The following is a 24,362-nucleotide window of genomic DNA, read 5'->3' as shown; positions in this document are numbered from 1 at the left end:
TCCGGGGGCCTCGCGGCCCCCGGACCGGCCGGTCCTAGAGGGTCCCGGTGAGGGCTTCCGGACGGATCGGCGTCTTGTTGAGCTCCAGGCCGGTCGCCGCCCGGATCGCCGCGAGGACGGCCGGGGTGGACGACAGGGTCGGGGCCTCGCCCAGGCCGCGGAGGCCGTAGGGCGCGTTCGGGTCGGCGAGCTCCAGGACGTCGACCGGGATGGTCGGGGTGTCGAGGATGGTCGGGATCAGGTAGTCCGTGAAGGAGGGGTTGCGCACCTTCGCGGTCTTCGGGTCCACGATGATCTCTTCCATGACCGCCACGCCGAGGCCCTGGGTGGTGCCACCCTGGATCTGGCCGACGACGGAGAGCATGTTGAGCGCCTTGCCGACGTCCTGGGCGGTCGCGAGCTCGACGACCTTGACCAGACCGAGCTCGGTGTCCACCTCGACGACCGCGCGGTGCGCGGCGAAGGTGTACTGGACGTGGCCGTCGCCCTGGCCGGTGACCAGGTCGAACGCGACGGTCGGGCGGTGACGGAACTCGAGTTCGAGGTCGATGGCCTCGTTCTCGAGGATGTCGGCGATGTCCGCGAGGACCTCGCCGCCGTCGGTGACGACCTTGCCGCCCTCCAGGAGGAGCTCCGCGTGGGCCCACGCCGGGTGGTACGAGCCGTTCTTGCGGCGGCCCATCTCCAGCAGCGCCTCGCGCACGGCCTCACAGGTGTTCTTCACGGCGCCACCGGTCATGTACGTCTGCCGCGAGGCGGACGTGGAACCGGCGGAGCCGACCTGCGTGTCGGCCGGGTGGATGGTCACCTGCGTGACGCCCAGCTCGGTGCGGGCGATCTGCGCGTGGACGGTGACGCCGCCCTGGCCGACCTCCGCCATGGCCGTGTGGACCATCGCGACGGGCTCGCCGTTGATGACCTCCAGGCGCACGCGGGCGGTGGAGTAGTCGTCGAAGCCCTCGGAGAAGCCGACGTTCTTGATGCCGACCGCGTAGCCGACGCCGCGCACGACGCCCTCGCCGTGGGTGGTGTTCGACAGGCCGCCGGGCAGCGCGCGCAGGTCCGCGGCCTCGCCGGCGGTCTCCCACTGGCGCTCCGGCGGCAGCGGGCGGGCCTTGACCCGGCGCAGCAGCTCGGCGACGGGGGCCGGGGAGTCCACGACCTGGCCGGTGGGCATGATCGTGCCCATCTCCATGGCGTTGAGCTGGCGGAACTCGACCGGGTCCATGCCCAGCTTCGCCGCGAGCTTGTCCATCTGGGCCTCGTACGCGAAGCAGGCCTGGACGGCGCCGAAGCCGCGCATCGCGCCACAGGGCGGGTTGTTCGTGTAGAGCGCGATCGCCTCGATGTCCACGTCGTCGATGACGTACGGGCCCACCGAGAGGGAGGAGGCGTTGCCGACGACGGCCGGGGAGGCCGAGGCGTAGGCGCCGCCGTCGAGCACGATCTTGCACTTCATGTGCGTGATCTTGCCGTCCTTGGTGGCGCCGTGCTCGTACCAGAGCTTCGCCGGGTGGCGGTGCACGTGGCCGAAGAAGGACTCGAACCGGTTGTAGACGATCTTGACCGGCTTGCCCGTGGCCAGGGCCAGGAGGCAGGCGTGGATCTGCATCGAGATGTCCTCGCGGCCGCCGAAGGCACCGCCGACGCCGGAGAGCGTCATGCGCACCTTCTCCTCGGGCAGGCCGAGGACGGGGGCGATCTGCTTGAGGTCCGAGTGCAGCCACTGGGTGGCGACGTAGAGGTCGACGCCGCCATCCTCGGAGGGTACGGCGAGGCCGGACTCCGGGCCGAGGAAGGCCTGGTCCTGCATGCCGAAGGTGTACTCACCCTCGACGATCACGTCGGCCCGCTTGCGGGCCTCCTCCACGTTGCCGCGGATGATCGGCTGGCGGTGCACGATGTTCGGGTGCGGGACGTGACCGGAGTGGTGGTCGTCGCGGCCCGGGTGGATCAGCGGCGCGTCGGCGGCGAGGGCGGAGGCCTCGTCCGTGACGAGCGGCAGCTCCTTGTAGTCGATCTTGATCTTGGCGGCCGCGCGGCGGGCGGTCTCCGGGTGGTCGGCGGCCACGAGGGCCACCGGCTCACCGTGGTGGCGTACCCGGCCGTTGGCCAGGACGGGGGTGTCCTGGATCTCCAGGCCGTAGTTCTTCATCTCGGCCGGCAGGTCGTCGTACGTCAGCACCGAGTAGACGCCCGGCATGGCCAGGGCCTCGGAGATGTCGATGGAGACGATCTCGGCGTGGGCGACGGTGGAGCGCAGGGTCTGGCCCCACAGCATGTCCTCGTGCCACATGTCCGAGGAGTACGCGAACTCACCGGTGACCTTGAGGGTGCCGTCCGGGCGGAGCGTGGACTCGCCGATGCCGCCCTTGGTGTGCTTCTGGGTGACGTTCGTCGGGGTCCCGGAAGGCGTGGTGCGGGTGTTGGCCATGATCAGACAGCCTCTCCCTGACGGGCGGCCGCGAGGCGGACCGCGTCGAGGATCTTCTCGTAGCCCGTGCAGCGGCAGAGGTTGCCGGACAGGGCCTCACGGATGTCCTGGTCGGACGGGGACGAGTTGCTCTCCAGCAGCGCGTCGGCCTGCACGAGCAGACCCGGGGTGCAGAAACCGCACTGCACGGCGCCGGCGTCGATGAACGCCTGCTGGATGTTGGAGAGCTCGGTGCCCTCGCCGGTCTGGGAGTCGGTGCCCTTGGCGGACCACTGCTTGGCCTCGTCCGTGGACACGCCCTTGCCGCCGCCGCAGGCGCCGGTGCCACAGGCGTGGCCGTGCTCCTCGCGCTGCTTGGCGAAGTCGGCCAGGCCCTCGACGGTCACGACGTCGCGGCCCTCGACCTGACCGGCCGCGACCAGGCAGGAACAGACCGGCACGCCGTCGAGGCGGACGGTGCAGGAACCGCACTCGCCCTGCTCACAGGCGTTCTTCGAGCCGGGCAGGCCCAGGCGCTCGCGCAGCACGTAGAGGAGGGACTCGCCCTCCCAGACGTCGTCGGCTTCCTGCGGACGACCGTTGACGGTGAAATTGACGCGCATGGTTACGCAGCCCCTTCAAGCGAGCGGCCGTTGGTGCCGCGGTACTGCTCCCAGGTCCAGACGAGCTGGCGGCGAGCGAGGATGCCAACCGCGTGACGGCGGTACTTCGCCGTGCCGCGGACGTCGTCGATCGGGTTGCACGCGGCGGACGCGAGCTCACCGAACTGCTTGGCGATCGACGGGGTGATGACCTTGCCGTTGTCCCAGAAACCGCCCTCTTCGAGCGCGGCGTTCAGGAACTCCTCGGCGGCCTTGGCCCGGACCGGGGTGGGGGCGGCGGAGCCGATGCCCGTGCGGACGGTGCGGGTGTCGGGGTGCAGCGCGAGGCCGAAGCCGCACACGGCGATGACCATCGCGTTGCGGGTGCCGACCTTCGAGTACTGCTGGGGGCCGGTGGCGTTCTTGATGTGGACCGACTTGATCAGCTCGTCGGCGGCGAGCGCGTTGCGCTTGACACCGGTGTAGAACTCGTCGATCGGGATCAGGCGGGAGCCGCGTACGGACTCGACCTCGACCTCGCAGCCGGCGGCCAGCAGGGCGGGGTGGGAGTCACCGGCGGGCGAGGCGCAGCCGAGGTTGCCGCCGACACCGCCGCGGTTGCGGATCTGCGGGGACGCGACCGTGTGCGAGGCGAGCGCGAGACCCGGGAGCGTACCGCGCAGGTTCTCCATGATCTGGGTGTACGGGACGGAGGCGCCCAGCTTGGTGACCTCCTCGCCTACCTCCCACTCCCGCAGCAGCTCGATGCGGTTGAGGTCCAGGAGGTATTCCGGACGGCGGTGGTCGAAGTTGATCTCGACCATGATGTCGGTGCCACCCGCAATCGGCACAGCTGTGGGGTACTCGGCCTTGGCGGCGAGTGCCTCCTCCCAGCTGGCGGGGCGAAGGAAGTCCATGTGCGGCTCTCTTCTTCTTAGTCGGGCCGTTCACTTCAAGCCAGGAGGCCTAGGGGCCCTCGACTGGTCGTTCACGTGCTGTTAACGCGGTGTGGAGCCAGTACACAAGCCCCGCGTCCCCGGGTGCAGTCACCGAAACCATGAAGGAGTTGGCTGGGTGCCTCTCTCGTCTTGTAGATTCGTATGAAAGGCAGGATGCGACGACCTGCCCGATTTCCAACGGCAACATTCGAGACAGATCGGCGGCGACATCATGCGGCTGCGCGCACTGCTGGAAACCGAGGCGCTGGGGCTGCGGCTGCTGGGCGGCGAGGAAGAACTCGACCGGACGGTCCGCGGGGTCATGACGACCGACCTGAGGGATCCCAGCCGATACCTCTCCGGAGGAGAACTCGTCCTCACCGGCCTGGCATGGCGAAGAAATTCAGCCGACTCCGAGCCATTCGTACGAATCCTCGCGAGCGCGGGCGTGGCCGGCCTCGCGGCGGGCGAAGCGGAACTCGGCGACATTCCCGATGATCTGGTTTCAGCCTGTCGGCGCAACCGGCTCCCGCTGTTCGCCGTGAACGAGGACGTTGCATTCGCCACCATCACGGAATACGTGGTGCGGCAGGTCTCGGGCGAGCGCGCGGGCGACCTCGCGGCCGTCGTGGACCGCCACCGGCGGCTGATGACCTCGGGGCCGGCGGGTGGCGGACCCGATGTGGTGCTGGATCTGCTCACCACGGACCTCGATCTGCGGGCCTGGGTGCTCTCCCCCACCGGCCGGCAGATCGCCGGGGCGGGTGAACCCCTGGCCCCGGGCGTCTGCGCGACGCTGGCGAGCGAACACCTCGCGGCGGTCCGGACCGGCCGAAGGGGCCCGCACCGGCTGTCCATCCAGGGTATTACCTACTCCCTCTTCCCGATCAGGGGAGCGGGCCGGGGCCAGGGCCCCGGGGCCCGTGACGTGCGCGAGAGCGTGCTGTCGGACTGGCTGCTGGCCGTCGAGGCCGACGCCGGGGACTGGCCGGCCGAGCGCCTGGACCTGCTCCAGGGCGTCACCCAGCTGATCGCCGTCGAGCGGGACCGCCGTGACGCGGCCCGCACCGTGCGCCGCCGGCTGGCGCAGGAGGTGCTGGAACTGGTCCAGACGGGCGCGCCGCCCGCCGAGATCGCCGCCCGCCTGCGGGTGGCCGCCCCCGTCCTGCTGCCCGGGCTGGGCTCGGCCCCGCACTGGCAGGTCGTCGTGGCGCGGGTGGACTGGGAGGGCGGGGACATCCCCGGCGGCCCGGTGGCCCAGTCGCTGCTGGAGGAGATCCTCGTCGACCCGTCGCTGTCCGGGCCGGAGCCGTCCGACCGGATCGCGGTGGCCCACGCGGGGGACGAGGCCATCGCCCTCGTGCCGCTGCCCGCGCTCCCCGGCGAGGCCGGCGAGGACAAGGGCCCGGACTCCGCCCTGCACGCCGACGCCCTGCTGGCGTCCGTCCGCGAGCCGCTGGCGGCCGGCCTGGACGGTGACGGCCGGCTCACGCTGGGCGTCAGCGCGGCCGTGCACTCCGCCGAGGGGCTGCGCGGGGCGCTGGAGGAGGCCCGGCACGCCCGCCGGGTGGCCGCCGCCCGCCCCGGCCGGGTCTGCGCCGCGGGCCACCACGAGCTCGCCTCGCACGTGCTGCTGCTGCCGTTCGTCCCGGACGACGTGCGCCGCGCCTTCACGGCCCGGCTGCTGGACCCGCTGCGGGACTACGACCGCCGCCACCGGGCGGAGCTCATCCCGACCCTGGAGGCGTTCCTCGACTGCGACGGCTCCTGGACCCGCTGCGCGACGCGGCTGCACCTCCACGTCAACACGCTGCGTTACCGGGTCGGGCGAATCGAGCAGCTGACGGCGCGCGACCTCTCGCGCCTGGAGGACAAGCTGGACTTCTTCCTGGCACTGCGCATGAGCTGACCGAATGCACACGAAGGGGCCGGACGGGGGCCGCTGACGAACCGTCCGGACTTTGTGAAAGAGTTCACCCGACCCCTTGGCCGATGCAGCCGATCCGTGCTCTCATTTCGCCCCAGGGCTCAACGACGTGCTGCTTGGTTGCTGCTGGCTGCTTCGGGGAGGGCAATGTGGCGGATACCGCCATGTCGGGTGCGGGACCTACCGGGGGCGACGACCCCCTCCAGCGGGCGATATGGCGGCTGCGCTCGCGCGGCTGTTGGACGGACGCGGCGGCCCTGCTGACGCCGCACGCGCACGAGGCCTGGGCGGCGGTCCAGCGGACCGCGCTCCTGGTGGAGCGGTGCCTGTTCACCGGGCAGGGCTGGAGCGAGGCGGAGGACGCGCTGCGGGTGGCCGAGGCCACGGCCCGGGACGACGACGAGCGGGGGGCGGCCGCCTGCGAGCGGGGCCAGCTGGCCTACGCCGCGACCGTGCTCGGGGTCCGGGACCGGGCGGACGAGGCCCGCTCGGCGCTGGGCCGGGCGGCGGCCCTGCTGTCGCCGGGGGCCCGCACCCGCCCGCTGCTGGACTTCCGGCGGGGGCTGGTGGCCGAACACCTGGCGGACGCCCCGCAGGCGGCCCGGCCGGCCTACCGGCGCGCCCACGCGGGGGCGGAGGCGCACGGGGACGTGCTGCTGCTGTCGTTCACCTGGCGCCACCTGGCCGCGCTGTCCCTGCGGGACGGTGAGGTGGCGGAGGCCCGCAAGGGGTTCGCGGAGTCGCTGCGGATCCGGGAGGAGCTGGGCTTCCTGGTGGGCACGGCCCCTGCGCTGGCCGCGTTGGCGGAGGTGGAACCGGAGCCGGAGGCGGCCCGGCTGCGGGCGGAGGCCCGCCGCCTGTTCCACCTGCTGGGCGGCATTCCCACCTGGCTGGCCGACCAGCTCCACCCGGTTCCCTCGTGACCTCTTGACGCGCCCCCGCACCACTCGGCCCTGGCGGGCTGCGCGGGGCGGGGAGATGGTGCCGCGCGGCGGGAGCCGGGGGCTACGCGCCCGCGAGGTGGGCGCGGACCAGGGACTCCACCACCGGGAGGTCCCGCGCGATCAGCGCCTCCAGCAGCGCCGCATGCTCGGCCGCGTCGGCCAGCAGCTCCGCACACCGCACCCGCGGAGCCCCCGGCAGGGGCCACTGCGCGCGCCGGTGCAGCTCGTCCGCGACCTGCACCAGCTGGCCGTTGTCCGCCAGCGAGAGCACCGCCCGGTGGAAGGCGCGGTCCGCCTCCCCGTACGCCGGGAGGTCCCCCGCGGCGGCCGCCTCGGCCGTGGCGCGGGCCGCCGGGCGCAGGCCCTCCCAGGTGGCCGCCGGCACCGAGCGGGCCAGCCGGAGCACCACCGGGACCTCGAGCAGGGCCCGCACCTCGGCCAGCTCCGCCAGGCTCCGCTCGGTGCGGCTCAGTACCCGGAAGCCCCGGTTGGGCAGGCATTCCACCGCCCCCTCCAGCGCCAGCTGCTGCATCGCCTCGCGGACCGGGGTCGCGGAGACCCCGAAGCGTTCGCCGAGCGCCGGGCCGGAGTAGATCTCCCCGGGCACCAGCTCCCCGTCGACCAGGGCCGCGCGCAGGGCGTCGAGGACCTGACCGCGCACGGAGTGGCGCAGCACCTTCTGGACCTGCGCCGGTATCGCCGGGTCCGACACCAGGGCATGGGCCGCTTCGCGCACTCGGTCCTCCTCCGGGTCTCGACCGGTTCCGAGGATAGGCGACGGCCGCGGTGCGGACGGCTGGACGGAGATCAGTTAAGGTAAGGCTAACCTTGCTCACTCCGTGTGATTCGGCGGTCCGCGATGCCTCCCGTCCTGCCCTCCCCCGTGGCGCGCGCGTACGAGCGCCTGACGGCCGCCTACCCGGGACTGCGGATCCGCGAGCACGCCGCCGCCGATCACCTCCCCGGCGGTGCGGGATGGGTCGGCGCGCACGAGCTCGCGGCGGGCGGTGCGGCGCTCGACTCCCATCTCGCCCGGGACGCGGCCCAGGTGGCACGGGACTACGGGCGCCCGGCGCGGCCCGACGTGGCGGCCGGCTTCGGGCTGCACCGGTACGCCTGGCCGGCCTGCCTGCTGATCTCCGTCCCCTGGTTCCTGGAGCGCCGGGTGCCCCGGCTCCCCGTGGACCGGGTGGCCTTCCACCCGACCGAGGGGCGGATGGCCGTACGCGTCGAGGAGTTCGCCTGCCTGCCCGGCGACCCCGCGGCAGCCCTCCCCGGCGCGCGGACCGTGGCGGACGAGGAGGAGCTGCGCGAGGAGGTGCGGGCGGCGGTGGCCGAGCACCTCGGACCGCTGCTGGAGGGGTTCGGCCCGCGGATGCGGCGCGGGCCGCGCGCCCTGTGGGCCACGGCCACCGACGAGGTGGTCGAGGGCCTCTGGTACCTCGGTAGCCTGCTCGGCGAGGAGCGGCGGGCGGTGCGCGAGCTGGAGCTGCTGCTGCCGGGCGCGCTCACCCCGTTCCCGGGCGGCGCGCGGTTCCGTACGCTCGCCGGCCCCGGCGGGACGGAGCTCACCACCCGGGACCGGGCCGGCTGCTGCTTCTTCTACACGGTCCGCCCCGAGGACACCTGTACGACCTGCCCCCGCACCCGCGACACCGAAAGGGTCGCCCGGCTCACGGCCGCCGCCGGATGAACCCACTCCGCAGGATGAAGCGGATTCGAACTCAACTCCTGGCAGACGAGCAGGAGTTCGAGATACAACACCCTATCCGACGGGACCCGCCCCCCGTTGGCGTCCACTTGACCCGAAACCCACGTGCACCACGGATCGGCTGGGCCACTATGACGCCCGGAACGCCGCATACGCGAGGCAAGGGACAACCGCATGAGACTGACCGACATATCGCTGGACTGGCTGCTGCCCGGCAGCCTGCTGATCCTGGGCGTGCTTGCGGCAGTGGCGGTACTGGCCCGGGGCAAGCGTGAGGGCGAGAAGGCCGCGGCCGCCGACGACAGCTGGGAACGCAGCGAGGAGCGCCGGCGGCGCAAGGAGGCCGTCTACGGCACCGCCTCGTACGTCCTGCTCTTCTGCTGCGCGGCGGTGGCCGCCGCGCTCTCCTTCCACGGACTCGTCGGCTTCGGCCGGCAGAACCTCAACCTCTCCGGCGGCTGGGAGTACCTGGTCCCGTTCGGCCTCGACGGCGCCGCCATGTTCTGCTCGGTGCTCGCCGTCCGCGAGGCCAGCCACGGCGACGCCGCCCTTGGCTCCCGGATGCTGGTGTGGCTGTTCGCCGGGGCGGCCGCGTGGTTCAACTGGGTGCACGCGCCCAGGGGTTCGGGTCACGACGGCGCCCCGCAGTTCTTCGCCGGGATGTCGCTCTCGGCGGCGGTGCTGTTCGACCGGGCCCTCAAGCAGACCCGCCGGGCGGCGCTGCGCGAGCAGGGCCTGATCCCGCGCCCGCTGCCGCAGATCCGCATGGTCCGCTGGCTACGGGCCCCCCGCGAGACCTTCGGCGCGTGGTCGCTGATGCTCCTGGAGGGCGTCCGCACCCTCGACGAGGCGGTCGACGAGGTCCGCGAGGACAAGAAGGAACGGGAGCAGGACCGCCACCGCAGGCGCGAGCAGCACCGTCTGGACCGCGCCCGCATCAAGGCGCTGGGCCGGCAGAACAGGGCGTTCGGGCGGGCCCGGGCGCGCCAGGTCGACCTGCCGGGGCTGGCCCCCGGGACGGGCTCCGCGCCGGTCGGCGCGGAGCCGGCCATATCGGAACCCGGACAACTGCCCTTGCTCCCCCAGCCACCGCTGGGAGCGGCCCCCAGAAGGCCCTCCCTGCAAGCCGTGAACACGGCCGAGTCCGCTGACCCGGCCGGCCCCCGGACGGTGGACCTCACCGCCGAGGACGACACCCAGACCATCCCCCGGCTCGACTCACTGGAGCGCAAACTGAAGGACCTGGAGCAGCAGTTCGGCTGACCGGCACACCGGCCGGATCGCCGGGCCCACCGCGGCGGGGCGGCCTTCGGGCGGCCCCGCCGCCGCCTGCCCGCGCGCCGCGGACGCTCCTGGGGAAGGTCCGGCGGATCAGGGTCGGACAGGCCCTAGCCCGCGTCCTCCAGCTCGAACCAGACCACCTTGCCCGGCCCGAGCGCGAGCGGGTCCACGCCCCAGGTGTCGGCGAGCGCCTCCACCAGCACCAGCCCCCGTCCGTGCGTACCGTCGTCGGCGGACGGTACGTGCGGCCGGGGCCGGCGGGCGGCGCCGTCGCGGACCTCGACCCGTAACCGGGTGTCCTTGACGCTCGCGGACACCTCGGCACCCCCCTCCGTGTGGACGAGGGCGTTCGTGACGAGTTCGGTGATCAACAGTTCGGCCACCTCGGCCGTGTCGGCCCGGCAGTGGTGGCGGAGCAGTTCCCGCAGGTCCCTGCGCACCTGGCCCACCGCCCTCAGGTCGGCCCGCGGTACGCATCGCGTCATCTCCGCCTGGTCATGCGACGGTTCGCGCGGCACCGGCCGCCCCCTCCGCCACGGCTTCCCGGTCTTCGCCCCCACGCGCACGGCGACGCACCTCCCCGTATCCCTGTGCCCGGATGTCGAACTGGTCTCCGGAATGCATGCCCCCGGGGCGGGTTCGCACTCCTTCGTCCCGGGGCGCCGGGCGGCCGCGGGTGACGGGATCCGGCCATGCGGACCACCCCGCCCACCCCCCGGCCGACACGGCCCCGCTGTCCGATGGTGCGAATCCGGTCACCGCACGGACACCCGTCCTCGGCGGAACCGACAGCCCTCCGGCCTCCCGCGCCCCCTCCACCAGAGGGGGCACCCGTGCCGCGCGGCGGTCCGCACCGCGCGGCCGCGCCCGGACGGCGGCCGGAATGCGGCAGGTCGCCCGCGCCGCTTCCGGCCGCCGACCGCCGAAGAGGGGCATTTTGACGGGCGGCCCGTACTGCACGAGGGGGAGGAAATCTCCCTCCGGCATCGAGGAACCGTCCCTGCCGGGCCGTGGCCCCCCTTGACGGCCCCCCGCACCCCTTGACCGCCGCTCACGCCTCCCAGACCGCGGCGGCCGTCCGGTCGTCGGCGTATCCCTTGACCCGGAGCTGGGTGTCCGCGAGGAAGGCCGCCAGACCCGGCGGCTCCCCCTGGGCCCAGCGGGCGGCGAGCTCGGCCGGGAGCAGGCCCTCTTCGCGCATGGGGTCCGCGAGCCCTCCGGAGCAGAGCAGCAGGGTGTCACCCGGACGGGCCGCGGAGGCACGGAACCGGAAGCCGGTGGCGCCGCCGGTGTCCTCCTCCAGGTCCTGCCAACGGCCCGCGCGCAGCCGGAAGATGCCGCCCGCCCCGGCGCCGAAGCAGATTCGGTGCGGGCACCGGGGGTCGAGCGGCAGCAGCAGCCCGCGCAGTCCCGCCGTGTAGGCCTCCTGGTCGAGCCCGAGTTCGGCGGCCCGGGCCCGCAGCCGCCCGTAGCCCCGGTCGGTGAGCCGCTGGAGCCCCGACAGCAGTGCTTCGCGGCGGCCCGCCCGGATGTCCTCGGCCAGCCGCTCCCGGCTGCGCCCGACGGCCGCCGCGACGGAGTGCCCGAGTTCGGCGGCGGCCTCGCGGGCGCCCGGGGCGGCCCGGTCCCCGCCGGCCAGGACCACCAGCACGAGGGCGTCGTCCCCGCTGCCGAAGCGGGCCGTGAGCAGGAAGTCCCGGCGGGCTTCCCCCCGGTAGCGGGCGGAGTCCCCGCGCAGGGAGGCGGCGCGCAGGGTGTACGTGCCGTAGCGGGCCCCCTCCAGGACGGTGTCGGGGGTGAGGAAGTCCAGCGCGGCCGGGTCCGCGGCGGGCAGGGCGCCCGGCTCGGCGGCGTAGGTGGGGGCCCGGTCCCCGAGGTGGCTGACGGCCGGCCGCCCGGCCGGCTCCGACCCGGGGCCGGGCCGCGGCTCCCGCCCGGCCTCCACCGGCGCGGGCGGCACGGCCAGGTCCCCCTCCGCGTACCCGGTGGCCCCGGCCACCCGGGGGTCGCTCCTGGGCGGCGGAACGGACGCCCCGGACGGCTCCGGCCGGGGCGGCGACGCGGGCCGCTCCGGGCGGGGCGGGGGCGGGGGCCCCTCCGGCCGGGGCGGGGGCGGGGGCGCCTCGGGGCGCGGCTTCGGGGCGGCCTTGTCCAGCCGTAGCGGCGGCCCGGCCCCGGCGGGCGGCTCGGGGGCGACCGGGGGCCCCGCGGGCGCGGCGCCGGCGGCCCGGGGGCCGGGGAGCAGCGGGGGCTCGGGCCCGGCGCCGGGCGGCGCCGGGCCGTCGTCGCCGACCAGGACCGACGCCGAGCGGAAGCGCTGGTCCAGCGTGTCCCCCGGGTCGGGTCCGGGCTCCGCTCCCGGGTCCTCGTACAGCTTCTGCCACCAGTCCTGCGCGCCCTGCTGACTCATGCCCTCATTGTCGGCCGCACCGGGCGGCGGAAAACCCCGAATGCACGAAAAGGTCCCCCGGTCCGGCGACGTCACCTTGGCAAACGGGCCGGGCGTGCGGCGAAGATGACCCGGAACGGCTCTGAGAGTGGGGTGGACGGGGTGCTGGGTGCCATAGGCCTGGACGAGGGGCAGGAGTCGGCTTACCGCGCGCTGGTCGCGCTGGGTGCGGCCGAGGCGGCGGACCTCGCCCGCCGGCTGACGCTGCCCCTACCGCAGACGGAGCGGACCCTGCGGCACCTCGAACGGCAGGGGCTGGCGGCCCGCTCCTCGGCCGGTCCCGGCCGCTGGGTGGCCGCCCCGCCGGAGGTGGCCCTGGGCGCGCTCCTCACCCGCCAGCGGCAGGAGCTGGAGCAGGCCGAGCAGGCCGCGGAGCTGCTGGCGCGGGAGTACCGGGCGGAGCCGCAGGAGGCGGTGGTGCACGACCTGGTGGAGGTGGTGACCGGGGCGAGCGCGGTCGCGCACCGGTTCCACCAGATCCAGCTGGGCGCCGTGTCGGAGGTGTGCGCCCTGGCCAGCGCGCGGCCGCTGGTCGTCTCGGGCATGGAGAACGAGCCGACGGAGGAGGACGCCGCGGTGCGCGGCGTCGCGTACCGGGTGGTCATCGAGCGGGACGTGCTGGGGCTGCCCACCGGTATCCGGGAGGCGTCGACGGCGCTGGTGCGGGGCGCGGGGGTACGGGTGACGGGCCGGGTCCCCACCAGCCTGGTCATCGCGGACCGCACCCTCGCCATGGTGCCGCTGACGGTGCGCGGCGCGGAGCCGGCGGCGCTCGTCGTGCACGCCTCGGGGCTGCTGGAATCGCTGCTGGGGCTGTTCGAAGCGGTCTGGCACGAGGCCGTACCGCTCCGGCTGGGGACGACCGGGGCTCCGGAGGAGTCGGGCGGGGTCCCGGACACCACCGACCTGGAGATCCTGACGCTGCTGCTGGCCGGGATGACGGATTCGAGCGTGGCCAAGCACCTGGAGCTGGGCCTGCGCACGGTCCAGCGCCGGGTGAAGGGGCTGATGGAGCTGGCCGGGGTGACCACCCGGCTCCAGCTGGGCTGGCACGCGTACGAACGGGGCTGGGTGGCCCGGTAGTACCGCCTCGGGCACGAGCGGCGGCGGCTGGGGTCGCACGGGGAGGCGGCGGGCACCATCCTGGCGACCTGACCGCCATGGCCGAACCCTACAAATTCGTGATCTTGAATCGATCGATCATCCCGCTCATGAACCGTGTGCCCGCTTGAAACAGTGGGGGGACGGACAGCCCAACCGGCTGTCGTGTCACCACAAGGGGGAAGCGTCATGAGTACGGGCATCACCGAGGTCTCCGTCACCGGTCTGGGGGCCACCACCCCGCTCGGCGGGGACGCGGAGACGACCTGGCGGGCGATGCTGCGCGGCGAGAACGGCATCCGCGCCATCGAGGAGGACTGGGCGGCGTCGCTGCCCGTGCGGATCGCCGGGCGGGTCCGGCGGGACCCGGCCGAGGTGCTGGACCGCGTCCAGGCCCGGCGCCTGGACCGGTGCGAACAGCTCGCGCTCGTGGCCGCCCGCGAGGCCTGGGCCGACGCGGGGCGCCCGGAGGTGGATCCGGAGCGGCTCGCCGTGGTCATCGGGACCGGGACCGGCGGGGCGCTGACCCTGCTCGGGCAGGACGACGTCCTGGAGGCGTCCGGGGTGCGCAAGGTCTCCCCGCACACCGTTCCCATGCTGATGGCCAACGGCCCCGCGGCGTGGGTGTCCATCGAGCTGGGCGCGCGGGGCGGCGCGCACACCCCGGTCAGTGCCTGTGCCTCCGGCGGTGAGGCCCTGGCGCTCGCCCTGGACCTGATCCGCCTCGGCCGGGCCGACGTCGTGGTGGCGGGCGGTACGGAGGCCTGCGTGCACCCGCTGCCGCTGGCCGGTTTCGCCCAGGCCAAGGCGCACTCGACGCGCAACGACGACCCGGCGGCGGCCTCCCGCCCCTTCGACACCGGCCGCGACGGCTTCGTCATCGGCGAGGGAGCGGCGCTGCTGGTCCTGGAGCGGACGGAGTTCGCGGCGGCGCGCGGGGCCCGGGCCTACGCGCGGCTGGCGGGGGCCGGGGTGACCTCGGACGCCCACCACATCACCGCCCCCCACGCGCCGGGGCAGGTCCGCGCGATGCGGACGGCGCTGGCGGCGGCCGGGCTCGCCCCCGCCGACGTCGCGCTCGTGCACGCGCACGCGACGTCGACGCAGCCGGGTGACCTGGTGGAGGCGCGGTCGATCGCCGAGGCGGTGGGCGCGCACGCCGCCGTCACGGCGACCAAGTCCATGACCGGGCACCTGTTCGGCGCGGCGGGTGCGGTGGGGGCCCTCGCGGCGGTGCGGGCGGTGTACGAGGGGGTGGTGCCGCCGACCCGCAACCTGGAGGCCCAGGATCCCGCGGTCGGCCTGGACGTGGTGGCGGGCGGGGCGCGCCGGATGCCGGTACCGGCGGCGCTGGCGAACGCGTTCGGCTTCGGCGGGCACAACGCCGCCCTGCTCTTCACGTCGGCCTGAGCCCCCAGGGGTGAGCCCCGGACCCCGTGCGCGCGCTCCGCGCCCGTCACCTCGAACTCCCCCAGCTACCGCTGGGAGGTGCCCCCAGGCGGGGCTATGGGTAGCCCCGCCGGCGGGTCAGGCTCTGCCGCCCCGCTTCGCGGCGTAGTTCGCGCGGCCCTCCGCCGCCCTGACACGCCAGTCCCGGCGGATCTCCGCCCTCAGGCGGGCGTCCGTCTTGGCGACGATGCGCTGGTTCTCGCGCAGCAGCTTGCGGTAGCTCTCCAGGCGGCGCTCCGGGAGCGTCCCGTCGGCCACCGCCGCCAGGACCGCGCAGCCCGGCTCCGCCTCGTGCGCGCAGTCGTGGAAGCGGCATTCGGCGGCGAAGTCCTCGATCTCCGAGAACACCTGCCCCACCCCCGCCTCCGCGTCGAAGAGGCCGACGCCCCGCAGCCCCGGGGTGTCGATCAGGACGCCCCCGCCCGGCAGGGCGAGCAGGTTGCGGGTGGTGGTGGTGTGGCGTCCCTTGCCGTCGACCTCGCGGGTCGCCTGGACGTCCATGACGTCCTCGCCGAGGAGGGCGTTGGCCAGGGTGGACTTGCCCGCGCCGGAGGTCCCGAGGAGGACGCTGGTCCCGCCGGACACGATCGCCGCGAGCACGTCCGTGCCCTCCCCCGTGTGCGAGGAGACGGTGAGGACCTGGACGCCGGGCGCGGCGGTCTCCACGTCGCGGACGAGGTAGGCGAGCGCGTCCGGGTCCGGGACCAGGTCGGCCTTGGTCAGCACGACCAGCGGCTGGGCGCCCGACTCCCACGCCAGGGCGAGGAAGCGTTCGATCCGGCCGAGGTCGGGCTCGACGGCCAGCGAGACCGCGATGATCGCGTGGTCGACGTTGGCGGCGAGGATCTGCCCCTCGGACCGCTGCGAGGAGGTGGACCGCACGAAGGCGGTGCGGCGCGGCAGGTAGGACTTGACGTAGCGCGGGTTGCCGGTCGCCTCGACGGCGGCCCAGTCGCCCGTGCAGATGACCCGGAGCGGGTCGTGGGGGGTCACGAAGGCGGTGTCGGCGCGGATGACGCCGTCCTCGGTCATGACGTCGCACTGGCCCCGGTCCACGCGGACGACCCGGCCGGGAAGGAGTCCTTCGGCGGCGTACGGGGCGAACTCGGCGGCCCAGGCCTCGTCCCAGCCGTAGGCGGCGAGGGCGTGCGGGAGTACGGAAAGGGAGGAAGAGGAAGTCAAGGGGAACCCTTCACAGGGTGGCCCCGGCAGGGCGCGCACGGCGGCGCGCGGAGAGGTGTGAGGTCAGCCGGAGACCACGGGGGCGGAAACAAAGATGAACTCCTGAACGCGGGCAGCACCCGTCACCGTGACAGTCATCGACGTTCTCACCTCCTGCTGGTCCTTTGACGAGCCGACGCGGCTCTCCCGGAAGGCGGTTGGGTCCCGCGCTTTCCGTCTGCGGAACCATAACGCGGCCCTCTCGGACGGCACCACCGAATTAATCGGCCGGGCACCGGGCCAGGATCCTGCTCGCGGGGGTGATGAGCGGGGCCCCGTTGTTGACGGGGTGGTCGGGGCCAGGGTCCCGCGGTCAGTGTTTGCGCAGGCGGGAGGTGTAGTCGTCGGGCGGCAGGAAGTTCGACCAGCGTTCGGGGAACTCGGAGGGCATCCCGGCGTCCTCGTCGTCCTCGGACTCCCCCTCGGCCAGGGCCCGCCAGGCCGCGGCCCGGGCGACGAGCTGGGCGGCCTCGGCCTCGCGGACGCGTTCGTTGGCCTCGCGGGCGGCGGCGGTGGCCACCGAGGGCCAGACCCGGTCGATGGCGGCGTTGACGGCGGCGCCGACGAGCACCGCGAAGGCCGAGATGCCGATCCACAGCAGGACGGCGACCGGGGCGGCCAGGGACCCGTAGATGGTCGGGCCCTCCACGGTGTTGGTGAGGTAGATCCGCAGGAGGAACGAGCCGAGCACCCACATGGCGAGGGCGACGAGCGCGCCGGGGACGTCCTCGATCCAGGGCGAGCGGACGGGGACGGAGACGTGGTACAGCGTGGTCAGGAAGGCGATCGAGAGCAGGGTGACCACCGGCCAGTACAGGACGGCGATCACCTCGGTGCTCCAGGGCACCAGCCGGACGACGGCGTCGGGGCCGACGACCATCAGCGGCAGCACGATCGCGCCGATCACCAGGGCGACGACGTAGAGGAGGAAGGCGAGGAGCCGGGTCTTGACGATGCCGCGCTGTCCGTCGAGCCCGTACATGACGGTGATGGTGTCGATGAAGACGTTGACGGCGCGGGAGCCGGACCACAGGGCGAAGGCGAAGCCGAGGGAGATCAGGTCGGGGCGGCCCTCGCGGGTGACGTCGTCGAGCATCGGCCGGGCGATGTCGTTGACGCCGCGGTCGGACAGGACGGTGCCGACGGCGCGCAGGATGTTCTCCTCGATGCTGGCCACGGACTGGGTGTTGGTCCAGCCGTCCACGTAGCCGAGCAGGCCCAACAGGCCGAGGAAGAGCGGGGGCAGGGAGAGGAGGGTGAAGAAGGCGGCTTCGGCGGCGAGGCCGAGGATCCGGTACTCGATGCACGAGTTGACCGTGTCCTTGAGGAGCAGCCAGCCCATCTTGCGCTTGGAGACGTTGCGGTAGAGGACGCGGGCCCGGTGGAGCCTGCCGGGCCGTGCCGGGGTCCCCTCGGGTGTTTCTTTTGCTGGCTGCACGTCCTTACCGTAGCCGCATGGCAGCCACCACCCACACAGTCAGCAACCAGCCCCCGCCGCTCGTCGGGTACGAGGTCTACCTCGGCGACCGGGCCCTGACCGAGGGGGTGGAGCGGCACCTCGCCGACGCGGCTCCCGGCGTCCGGGAGGAGGTGCGGCGGGAGCTCACCGATCTGGGGCGCGCGGCGGGGTCGGCGCAGGCCCAGCGGTGGGCCCGGGAGGCGAACGAGAACCCGCCGGTGCTGCGGACGCACGACCGCTACGGGAACCGGATCGACGAGGTGGACTTCCATCCGGCGTGGCACCGGCTGCTGGGGCACGCGGTGGGCGCGGGGCTGACCGACGCCTGGGGGCGCCCGTCGGGGCACCTGCGGCGGGCGGCGGGCTTCTTCGTGTGGTCGCAGGCGGAGGCGGGGCACGGCTGTCCGGTGTCGATGACGCACGCGGCGGTGCCGGCGCTGCGCGCGGATCCGGAGCTGGCCGCGCAGTGGGAGCCGCTGCTGACCGCGCACGTGTACGAGGAGGGGCTGCGGCCGCCGGCGGACAAGGCGGGGGTGCTGTTCGGGATGGCGATGACGGAGAAGCAGGGGGGCAGCGACGTACGGGCGAACACGACGTCGGCGGTCGCGCTGGACGCCTCCGGGGAGTACCTGCTGACCGGGCACAAGTGGTTCTGCTCGGCACCGATGTCGGACGGCTTCCTGGTGCTGGCGCAGGCTCCGGGAGGGCTGACCTGTTTCCTGGTGCCGCGGGTGCTGCCGGACGGGACGCGCAACGCGTTCGCGGTCCAGCGGCTGAAGGAGAAGCTGGGCAACCGGTCGAACGCGTCGGCGGAGATCGAGTTCGACGGGACCTGGGCGCGACGGGTGGGCGAGGAGGGCCGGGGGGTGCGGACCATCATCGGGATGGTCGCGGCGACCCGGCTGGACTGTGTGACCGGTTCGGCCGCGCTGATGCGGCAGGCGCTGACGCAGGCCGTTCACCATGCGGAGCACCGCTCTGCTTTCGGAGCGCCGCTCATCGACCAGCCGCTGATGCGCAACGTCCTCGCCGACCTCGCGCTGGAGTCGGAGGCGGCGACCGCCCTGACCCTGCGCCTGGCGGCCGCGTACGACGCGGGCACGGAGCAGGAGCGGGCCTTCCTGCGGCTGGCGGTGCCCGCGGCGAAGTACTGGGTGACCAAGCGCTGTACGCCGATGGTGGCCGAGGCACTGGAGTGTCTGGGGGGCAACGGCTACGTCGAGGAGTCCGGACTGCCGAGACTGCTGCGCGAATCCCCGGTGAACTCGATCTGGGAGGGCTCGGGCAACGTCCAGTCGCTGGACGTGCTGCGCGCCCTCCAGCGGGAGCCGCAGGCGCTGAACGCCTTCCTCCGGGAGATCGGCCTGGCCCGGGGCGCCGACCACCGCCTCGACGCGGCCGTCAAGCAGCTGTTCACGGACCTCGCGGACCTGGAGGGGATCGAGGGACGGGCGCGCCGGGTGGTGGAGCGGATGACGCTGGTGCTGCAGGGTTCGCTGCTGGTGCGCTTCGCCCCGCCGCAGGTGGCCGACGCCTTCTGCGCGTCGCGGCTCGGCGGCGACTGGGGGGCGGCGTTCGGGACGCTGCCGAACACCCTGGACCTGGCCGCGGTGGTGGCACGGGCGCGGATCGCGGGCTGAACGCGGTCCCCTGACCGCTGCGGTTCGCGCGGTTCCCGATGGTCCCCAAACCAGCGGGACCGCGGGGCCGCGGCAGTCCCCAAACCACCGCGACCTTGAACCGTTCAGCGCCGGGATCCGAACCCGTCCGAGTGGGACCGGGGGTGGCGCCGCGCCGACTCGGCACCACCCCTGATCCCAAGAGCCCCGAGGAAGGAGCTGTCACGCCGCTCTGCGGCATGCCGATAGTTTCGGTCGGACGACCGGGGGTTGGCGAGAGTTGCATACCGTTGCAACCCTTCGGTCGACAGGTGGTCGCAGGTGCCCACCGCACGTGCCCGGGGAAGGGTCACGCGCGCCGGCCTCGGCGGTTTCCGCAGTACGTCCTGTTCAGCACGGGGAGGTTCAGGTGGCCAACACCGCAGGCGGCACGGCCGACGTGGCGCGCATCTCGGCCATGGACGCGCGGGAGGCCGCGCGTCTGCTCAAGGGGGTACGGGCGGCGGCGCTGGCCGGGGACCGCCCGCCGGCCGCCCCGCGCCCGGAGATCGCCGAGTCCTGGCGGCGGATGATGGCCGGCGGTGTGCATCCGGACCGGGACGCGCGCTCGCGGGTGCTGTCGGCCGCCGAGACCGAGGAGCGGCGGCAGGTCTCGCCGCTGCGGGAGATCCTGCCCGTGCTGCGCGAGGGGCTGCTGCCCGAGTTGGACGAGTCCCTGCACATCATGGTCGTCGCCGACGCCGACGGACGGCTGCTGTGGCGGGAGGGGCACAGCAGCATCCTGCGCAAGGCGGACCGGCTGGGCTTCGCGGTGGGCGCCGACTGGGACGAGGCGGTGGTCGGCACGAACGGGGTGGGCACCTCGCTGGTGACCCGGCGGCCGGTGCAGGTCTTCTCGGCGGAGCACTTCGTCTCCAGCCACCACGACTGGACCTGCGCCGGGGCCCCCGTGCACGACCCCCGGGACGGGCAGCTGCTGGGCGTGGTCGACGTCAGCGGGCCGCTGGCCACCATGCACCCGGCGACGCTGGCCTGGGTCAGCTCGGTGGCCCGGCTGGCCGAGCGCGAGCTGCGGGTGCGCCACCTGGAGTCCCTGGAGCGGCTGCGGGCGGTGGCGGCGCCGCTGCTGGCCCGGCTGCCGGGGCGGGCGGTGGCCGTGGACCCGCACGGCTGGACCGCTGCGGTGACGGGGCTGGCGCCCGCGGACCGGGTGCAGCTGCCGAAGGCGCTGGGCCCCGGGCGGCTGTGGATCCCGCAGCTGGGCGACTGCGTGGCGGAGCCGCTGCCCGGGGGCTGGCTGCTGCGCCTGGCGGAGCGGTCGGCGGCCGCGGGGGTGAGCCGGGTGGTGCTGGACCTGAGCCGCCCCCGGTCCTGGTCGGCGACGGTGTACGGGGCGGCGGGCAGCTGGACTCAGGAGCTGAGCCCGCGCCACGCGGAGCTGCTGTTCCTGCTGGCGCAGACCCCGCGCGGGCGGACGGCGGCGGAGCTGGCGGAGGAGCTGTTCGGCGACCCCACCCGCACGGTGACGGTCCGCGCCGAGCTCTCCCGGGTCCGCCGCCACCTCGCCGGGGTGCTGAGCCACCGGCCGTACCGGTTCGCGGAGGACGTGGAGGTGGAGCTGATCCGCCCGCGTGACCCGGCGGGACTGCTGCCGCACTCCACGGCCCCGGGGGTGGTCCGGGCCCGGCTGGGCCTCGGGGGCCCCTGGGGGTAGGGGTGTGGTTCCCTGAACCGCATGAGCACCATCACACTGACCACCTGGTCCCTCGAGATGACCTCGCCGGCCGACCTCGTACCGGCGGCGATACCCGGCCCGGAGATCACCGTCACCCGGGCCGAGGTCCCGTCGCCGGAGTTCAGCCGGTTCCTGTACGCCTCGGTGGGCGGGGACATCCACTGGACGGACCGGCTGGCGCTGACCCGTGCGGAGTGGGTGGCGCAGCTGGACCGGCCGGGCGTGGAGACCTGGGTGGCGTACGACCGGGGCACCCCGGCGGGGTACATCGAGCTGGACCCGCAGCCGGACGGTGTGGTGGAGATCATGTACTTCGGGCTGCTGCCGGACTTCCGGGGCCGCCGCATCGGCGGGCACCTGCTGACCCTGGGCACGGCGCGCGCCTGGGACCTCGCGCAGCGGTGGCCGGAGCTGGAGCCCACCCGCCGGGTGTGGGTCCACACCTGCAGCCAGGACGGGCCCACGGCGATGGACAACTACCAGCGCCGCGGCTTCAAGGTTTTCAGGACGGAAACGGAAGAGAAGCAGGAGACCCCCACCCCCGGCCCCTGGCCGGGCGCGTAAGCCTCCTCCCCCTTCATTTCACGAGCCCCGTCCACGCCCTCCCGGCTCCCGTGCGGCGCGGGCGGGGCGGGAGCGGAAGACCCGTGTGGCGTGACCCCCGTCACGCGGTCTCACGATTCGGGACCAGTTCGTCCGCATGATGGACAGTAGTGGACTCCTCCAATCGGCCCGTGCCACGCTTCGGCCATGAATGGAGCTGGAATCGCCTTGGTCAGTCGACGTCACGTCGACCTCGGCCGCATGTCCAGCGCCATGTGTCGCGCGAGCTGACGGAACCAGCCGCCGCCGCACGTCGCCGCCGTCCCCGCCGCCGCGGACGCGTCGACCCCCTGCAAGCCCCCTGAAGGCCGAACACCGCCCCCGCATGCCGGAAACCCCGACAAAAGGGCGGAAATCGACCACACCTGCTCGGAGATTCCAGCCTGACAGGGGCGCGCCGCCGCTCCCCTGCCCTGCCTCCAGCCGTTGAAGAAGGACGTACCCGCCATGGCCGCCACCCCCGAAACGCCCGCAGCCGCCCCGGCAGCCGCCGCGCGCCGCAAGACCGGCCGTCACCGCGGTGAGGGCCAGTGGGCCGTCGGACACCACACCCCGCTCAACGGCAACGAGCAGTTCAAGAGGGACGACGACGGTCTCAACGTGCGGACGCGCATTGAGACGATCTACTCCAAGACGGGCTTCGACTCGATCGACCCCAACGACCTGCGCGGCCGGATGCGCTGGTGGGGCCTGTACACCCAGCGCAAGCCCGGGATCGACGGCGGCAAGACCGCGATCCTGGAGCCGGAGGAGCTGGACGACAAGTACTTCATGCTGCGCGTCCGCATCGACGGCGGCCGGCTGACCACCGAGCAGCTCCGCGTCATCGGCGAGATCTCCGAGGAGTTCGCGCGCGGCACCGCCGACCTCACCGACCGCCAGAACGTGCAGTACCACTGGATCCGGATCGAGGACGTCCCGGAGATCTGGCGCCGCCTGGAGGCCGTCGGCCTGTCGACCACCGAGGCCTGCGGTGACACGCCCCGCGTCATCCTCGGCTCGCCCGTCGCCGGCATCGCCCAGGACGAGATCATCGACGGCACCCCCGCCATCGAGGAGATCTACCGCCGCATCGTCGGCAACAAGGACTTCTCCAACCTGCCCCGCAAGTTCAAGTCCGCGGTCTCCGGCTCGCCCCTGCTCGACGTGGCGCACGAGATCAACGACGTCGCCTTCGTCGGCGTGAACCACCCGGAGCACGGCCCCGGCTTCGACGTCTGGGTCGGCGGCGGCCTGTCCACCAACCCCAAGCTGGGCGTCCGCCTGGGCACCTGGGTCTCCCTCGACGAGGTCCCGGACGTCTACGAGGGCGTCATCTCCATCTTCCGCGACTACGGCTACCGGCGCCTGCGCACCCGCGCCCGCCTGAAGTTCCTCGTCGCCGACTGGGGCGCGGCCAAGTTCCGCCAGGTCCTGGAGGACGAGTACCTGAAGCGCAAGCTGACCGACGGCCCCGCGCCCGAGCAGCCCAGCGGCCAGTGGCGCGACCACGTCGGCGTGCACCAGCAGCAGGACGGCCGGTACTACGTCGGCTTCGCGCCCCGCGTGGGCCGCGTCGACGGCGCCACCCTGACCAAGATCGCGGACATCGCCGAGCAGCACGGCTCCGGGCGCCTGCGCACCACCGCCGAGCAGAAGATGATCGTCCTCGACATCGAGGCCGACAAGGTCGACTCCCTCGTCGGGGCGCTGGAGGCGCTGGACCTGCGGGTCAAGCCGTCCCCGTTCCGGCGCGGCACGATGGCCTGCACCGGCATCGAGTTCTGCAAGCTGGCCATCGTCGAGACGAAGGCGCGCGGCGCCTCCCTCATCGACGAACTGGAGCGCCGCCTGCCGGAGTTCGCCGAGCCGCTCACCATCAACATCAACGGCTGCCCGAACGCCTGCGCCCGTATCCAGGTGGCGGACATCGGTCTCAAGGGCCAGCTGGTCCTGGACGACGAGGGCAACCAGGTCGAGGGCTACCAGGTCCACCTGGGCGGCGCCCTGGGCCTGGAGGCCGGCTTCGGCCGCAAGGTCCGCGGCCTCAAGGTCACCTCGGCCGGGCTGCCCGACTACGTCGAGCGGGTCGTCACGCGCTTCTCGGAGCAGCGTGAGGACGGCGAGCGCTTCGCCGCCTGGGTCTCCCGTGCGAAGGACGAGGACCTCTCGTGAGCGAGCGCGCCGCACCGTTCTACTGCCCGTACTGCGGCGACGAGGACCTGTTTCCGCACGAGACGGGCCACGGCGCCTGGGAATGCAGGGCCTGCAACCGGGCCTTCCAGCTCAAGTACCTCGGGCTGCTGTCCCGGGGCGTTCAGTCGAACACCGCTGGAGGGGACGAGATATGACCACCACTCAAGACGTGAATCTCAGGGAACTGGCCGAGCGGGCGGGCCGCGACCTGGAGGACGCCTCCGCGCTGGACATCCTGCGCTGGGCGGCCGACACCTTCGGGAAGAAGTTCTGCGTCACCTCCTCCATGGAGGACGCGGTCGTCGCCCACCTGGCGTCCCGCGCCTTCCCGGGTGTGGACGTGGTCTTCCTCGACACCGGCTACCACTTCGAGGAGACCATCGGCACCCGTGACGCGGTCGAGGCCGTGATGGACGTCAACGTCATCACCCTCACCCCGCGCCAGACGGTCGCCGAACAGGACGCCGAGTACGGCCCGAAGCTGCACGACCGCGACCCCGACCTGTGCTGCGCACTGCGCAAGGTCAAGCCCCTCGAAGAGGGTCTGACCGCGTACGACGCGTGGGCGACGGGCCTGCGCCGCGACGAGTCCCCGACCCGGGCGAACACCCCGGTGGTCGGCTGGGACGAGAAGCGGCAGAAGGTCAAGATCTCGCCGATCGCCCGCTGGACCCAGGACGACGTGGACGCGTACGTGGCGGAACACGGCGTGCTCACCAACCCGCTGCTGATGGA

At 73.6% G+C, this 24,362-nt stretch carries 21 protein-coding genes; 13 read left to right on the top strand and 8 right to left on the bottom strand.

Going from position 1 to position 24,362, the window contains the following annotated elements; all coding sequences use genetic code 11:
• Positions 1 to 34: 34 nt before the first annotated feature.
• The 3 genes from pucD to ACFY0O_RS36995 are packed head-to-tail and all read right to left on the bottom strand — an operon-like array spanning position 35 to position 3,932.
• The gene (pucD, locus tag ACFY0O_RS37005) at positions 35 to 2,434 is read right to left on the bottom strand and encodes a xanthine dehydrogenase subunit D (protein ID WP_388955319.1); all 2,400 of its coding nucleotides are present in this window, start codon (positions 2,432 to 2,434) and stop codon (positions 35 to 37) included.
• A 2-nt stretch (positions 2,435 to 2,436) separates the two neighbouring features.
• Complete coding sequence (locus ACFY0O_RS37000) at positions 2,437 to 3,036, bottom strand: (2Fe-2S)-binding protein (RefSeq protein ID WP_358899131.1); 600 nt, start codon at positions 3,034 to 3,036, stop codon at positions 2,437 to 2,439.
• A gap of 2 nt (positions 3,037 to 3,038) precedes the next feature.
• Positions 3,039 to 3,932, bottom strand: a complete 894-nt coding sequence (locus ACFY0O_RS36995; protein ID WP_045951909.1) for a xanthine dehydrogenase family protein subunit M — start codon at positions 3,930 to 3,932, stop codon at positions 3,039 to 3,041.
• Between the two features lie 253 nt (positions 3,933 to 4,185).
• Here ACFY0O_RS36995 and ACFY0O_RS36990 point away from each other — a divergent pair, with 253 nt between their 5' ends.
• Positions 4,186 to 5,862 carry a PucR family transcriptional regulator ligand-binding domain-containing protein gene (locus ACFY0O_RS36990; protein ID WP_358899133.1) on the top strand — a complete coding sequence of 559 codons (1,677 nt, stop codon included), beginning with the start codon at positions 4,186 to 4,188 and terminating at the stop codon, positions 5,860 to 5,862.
• 182 nt (positions 5,863 to 6,044) lie between these two features.
• A complete protein-coding gene (locus ACFY0O_RS36985) occupies positions 6,045 to 6,803 on the top strand; it encodes a hypothetical protein (RefSeq protein WP_388955345.1) in 759 nt (252 codons plus the stop codon).
• A gap of 82 nt (positions 6,804 to 6,885) precedes the next feature.
• On the opposite strand, the gene ACFY0O_RS36980 is transcribed toward ACFY0O_RS36985, so the two are convergent.
• Positions 6,886 to 7,560, bottom strand: a complete 675-nt coding sequence (locus ACFY0O_RS36980; protein ID WP_388955315.1) for a GntR family transcriptional regulator — start codon at positions 7,558 to 7,560, stop codon at positions 6,886 to 6,888.
• Positions 7,561 to 7,683: 123 nt separating this feature from the next.
• Here ACFY0O_RS36980 and ACFY0O_RS36975 point away from each other — a divergent pair, with 123 nt between their 5' ends.
• Together ACFY0O_RS36975 and ACFY0O_RS36970 are read left to right on the top strand one after the other, a co-directional pair.
• The gene (locus ACFY0O_RS36975) at positions 7,684 to 8,517 is read left to right on the top strand and encodes a (2Fe-2S)-binding protein (RefSeq protein ID WP_388955312.1); all 834 of its coding nucleotides are present in this window, start codon (positions 7,684 to 7,686) and stop codon (positions 8,515 to 8,517) included.
• Positions 8,518 to 8,709: 192 nt separating this feature from the next.
• On the top strand, positions 8,710 to 9,798 hold the full coding sequence (locus ACFY0O_RS36970; RefSeq protein WP_388955309.1) for a DUF2637 domain-containing protein: 1,089 nt from the start codon (positions 8,710 to 8,712) through the stop codon (positions 9,796 to 9,798).
• A gap of 125 nt (positions 9,799 to 9,923) precedes the next feature.
• Here the strand turns inward: ACFY0O_RS36970 and ACFY0O_RS36965 are convergent, their stop codons facing one another.
• Positions 9,924 to 10,301 carry an ATP-binding protein gene (locus ACFY0O_RS36965; RefSeq protein ID WP_358899139.1) on the bottom strand — a complete coding sequence of 126 codons (378 nt, stop codon included), beginning with the start codon at positions 10,299 to 10,301 and terminating at the stop codon, positions 9,924 to 9,926.
• Between the two features lie 566 nt (positions 10,302 to 10,867).
• The gene (locus ACFY0O_RS36960; RefSeq protein ID WP_388955307.1) at positions 10,868 to 12,226 is read right to left on the bottom strand and encodes a protein phosphatase 2C domain-containing protein; all 1,359 of its coding nucleotides are present in this window, start codon (positions 12,224 to 12,226) and stop codon (positions 10,868 to 10,870) included.
• Positions 12,227 to 12,367: 141 nt separating this feature from the next.
• On the opposite strand from ACFY0O_RS36960, the gene ACFY0O_RS36955 reads away from it, so the two are divergent.
• Together ACFY0O_RS36955 and ACFY0O_RS36950 are read left to right on the top strand one after the other, a co-directional pair.
• On the top strand, positions 12,368 to 13,348 hold the full coding sequence (locus ACFY0O_RS36955; protein ID WP_388955304.1) for a helix-turn-helix domain-containing protein: 981 nt from the start codon (positions 12,368 to 12,370) through the stop codon (positions 13,346 to 13,348).
• Between the two features lie 207 nt (positions 13,349 to 13,555).
• Positions 13,556 to 14,776: a beta-ketoacyl-[acyl-carrier-protein] synthase family protein gene (locus ACFY0O_RS36950; protein ID WP_388955301.1), complete on the top strand. Its 1,221-nt coding sequence runs from the start codon at positions 13,556 to 13,558 to the stop codon at positions 14,774 to 14,776.
• Between the two features lie 117 nt (positions 14,777 to 14,893).
• On the opposite strand, the gene rsgA is transcribed toward ACFY0O_RS36950, so the two are convergent.
• Positions 14,894 to 15,997 (bottom strand): ribosome small subunit-dependent GTPase A, encoded by a 1,104-nt coding sequence (gene rsgA / locus ACFY0O_RS36945; RefSeq protein ID WP_388955298.1) that lies wholly within the window; start codon positions 15,995 to 15,997, stop codon positions 14,894 to 14,896.
• Positions 15,998 to 16,349: 352 nt separating this feature from the next.
• Complete coding sequence (locus tag ACFY0O_RS36940; protein WP_358899149.1) at positions 16,350 to 17,474, bottom strand: YihY/virulence factor BrkB family protein; 1,125 nt, start codon at positions 17,472 to 17,474, stop codon at positions 16,350 to 16,352.
• 17 nt (positions 17,475 to 17,491) lie between these two features.
• Here ACFY0O_RS36940 and ACFY0O_RS36935 point away from each other — a divergent pair, with 17 nt between their 5' ends.
• The 7 genes from ACFY0O_RS36935 to ACFY0O_RS36905 form a co-directional block, all read left to right on the top strand.
• The gene (locus ACFY0O_RS36935; protein WP_388955294.1) at positions 17,492 to 19,135 is read left to right on the top strand and encodes an acyl-CoA dehydrogenase family protein; all 1,644 of its coding nucleotides are present in this window, start codon (positions 17,492 to 17,494) and stop codon (positions 19,133 to 19,135) included.
• A gap of 436 nt (positions 19,136 to 19,571) precedes the next feature.
• Positions 19,572 to 20,828: a GAF domain-containing protein gene (locus ACFY0O_RS36930; protein WP_388955342.1), complete on the top strand. Its 1,257-nt coding sequence runs from the start codon at positions 19,572 to 19,574 to the stop codon at positions 20,826 to 20,828.
• A 21-nt stretch (positions 20,829 to 20,849) separates the two neighbouring features.
• Positions 20,850 to 21,413, top strand: coding sequence for a GNAT family N-acetyltransferase (locus ACFY0O_RS36925; protein WP_388955291.1), 564 nt, complete (start codon positions 20,850 to 20,852; stop codon positions 21,411 to 21,413).
• Between the two features lie 186 nt (positions 21,414 to 21,599).
• The gene (locus ACFY0O_RS36920) at positions 21,600 to 21,683 is read left to right on the top strand and encodes a putative leader peptide (RefSeq protein WP_358899165.1); all 84 of its coding nucleotides are present in this window, start codon (positions 21,600 to 21,602) and stop codon (positions 21,681 to 21,683) included.
• A gap of 216 nt (positions 21,684 to 21,899) precedes the next feature.
• Positions 21,900 to 23,606, top strand: a complete 1,707-nt coding sequence (locus tag ACFY0O_RS36915; RefSeq protein WP_388955289.1) for a nitrite/sulfite reductase — start codon at positions 21,900 to 21,902, stop codon at positions 23,604 to 23,606.
• Positions 23,603 to 23,782 carry a hypothetical protein gene (locus ACFY0O_RS36910; RefSeq protein WP_358899156.1) on the top strand — a complete coding sequence of 60 codons (180 nt, stop codon included), beginning with the start codon at positions 23,603 to 23,605 and terminating at the stop codon, positions 23,780 to 23,782. The genes ACFY0O_RS36915 and ACFY0O_RS36910 overlap by 4 nt, the downstream gene beginning before the upstream one ends.
• Positions 23,779 to 24,362: phosphoadenylyl-sulfate reductase (locus ACFY0O_RS36905; protein ID WP_388955286.1), on the top strand; the 584-nt coding region annotated here is incomplete at its 3' end. The genes ACFY0O_RS36910 and ACFY0O_RS36905, both read left to right, overlap by 4 nt.

The organism is Streptomyces sp. NPDC001594, assembly GCF_042893675.1.
GTDB lineage: Bacteria > Actinomycetota > Actinomycetes > Streptomycetales > Streptomycetaceae > Streptomyces.
This window is presented reverse-complemented; position numbering and strand designations above follow the sequence as displayed.

Excerpts from the sequence above, each read along its gene's own strand:
- ACFY0O_RS36970 (WP_388955309.1), top strand. The coding sequence starts at position 8,710 with ATGAGACTGACCGACATATCGCTGGACTGGCTGCTGCCCGGCAGCCTG.
- ACFY0O_RS36950 (WP_388955301.1), top strand. The coding sequence starts at position 13,556 with ATGAGTACGGGCATCACCGAGGTCTCCGTCACCGGTCTGGGGGCCACC.
- ACFY0O_RS36990 (WP_358899133.1), top strand. The coding sequence starts at position 4,186 with ATGCGGCTGCGCGCACTGCTGGAAACCGAGGCGCTGGGGCTGCGGCTG.
- pucD (WP_388955319.1), bottom strand. The coding sequence starts at position 2,434 with ATGGCCAACACCCGCACCACGCCTTCCGGGACCCCGACGAACGTCACC.
- ACFY0O_RS36985 (WP_388955345.1), top strand. The coding sequence starts at position 6,045 with ATGTCGGGTGCGGGACCTACCGGGGGCGACGACCCCCTCCAGCGGGCG.
- ACFY0O_RS36965 (WP_358899139.1), bottom strand. The coding sequence starts at position 10,301 with ATGACGCGATGCGTACCGCGGGCCGACCTGAGGGCGGTGGGCCAGGTG.
- ACFY0O_RS36935 (WP_388955294.1), top strand. The coding sequence starts at position 17,492 with ATGGCAGCCACCACCCACACAGTCAGCAACCAGCCCCCGCCGCTCGTC.
- ACFY0O_RS36915 (WP_388955289.1), top strand. The coding sequence starts at position 21,900 with ATGGCCGCCACCCCCGAAACGCCCGCAGCCGCCCCGGCAGCCGCCGCG.
- ACFY0O_RS36920 (WP_358899165.1), top strand. The coding sequence starts at position 21,600 with ATGAATGGAGCTGGAATCGCCTTGGTCAGTCGACGTCACGTCGACCTC.
- ACFY0O_RS36925 (WP_388955291.1), top strand. The coding sequence starts at position 20,850 with ATGAGCACCATCACACTGACCACCTGGTCCCTCGAGATGACCTCGCCG.
- ACFY0O_RS36930 (WP_388955342.1), top strand. The coding sequence starts at position 19,572 with ATGGACGCGCGGGAGGCCGCGCGTCTGCTCAAGGGGGTACGGGCGGCG.
- ACFY0O_RS37000 (WP_358899131.1), bottom strand. The coding sequence starts at position 3,036 with ATGCGCGTCAATTTCACCGTCAACGGTCGTCCGCAGGAAGCCGACGAC.
- ACFY0O_RS36995 (WP_045951909.1), bottom strand. The coding sequence starts at position 3,932 with ATGGACTTCCTTCGCCCCGCCAGCTGGGAGGAGGCACTCGCCGCCAAG.
- ACFY0O_RS36960 (WP_388955307.1), bottom strand. The coding sequence starts at position 12,226 with ATGAGTCAGCAGGGCGCGCAGGACTGGTGGCAGAAGCTGTACGAGGAC.
- ACFY0O_RS36975 (WP_388955312.1), top strand. The coding sequence starts at position 7,684 with ATGCCTCCCGTCCTGCCCTCCCCCGTGGCGCGCGCGTACGAGCGCCTG.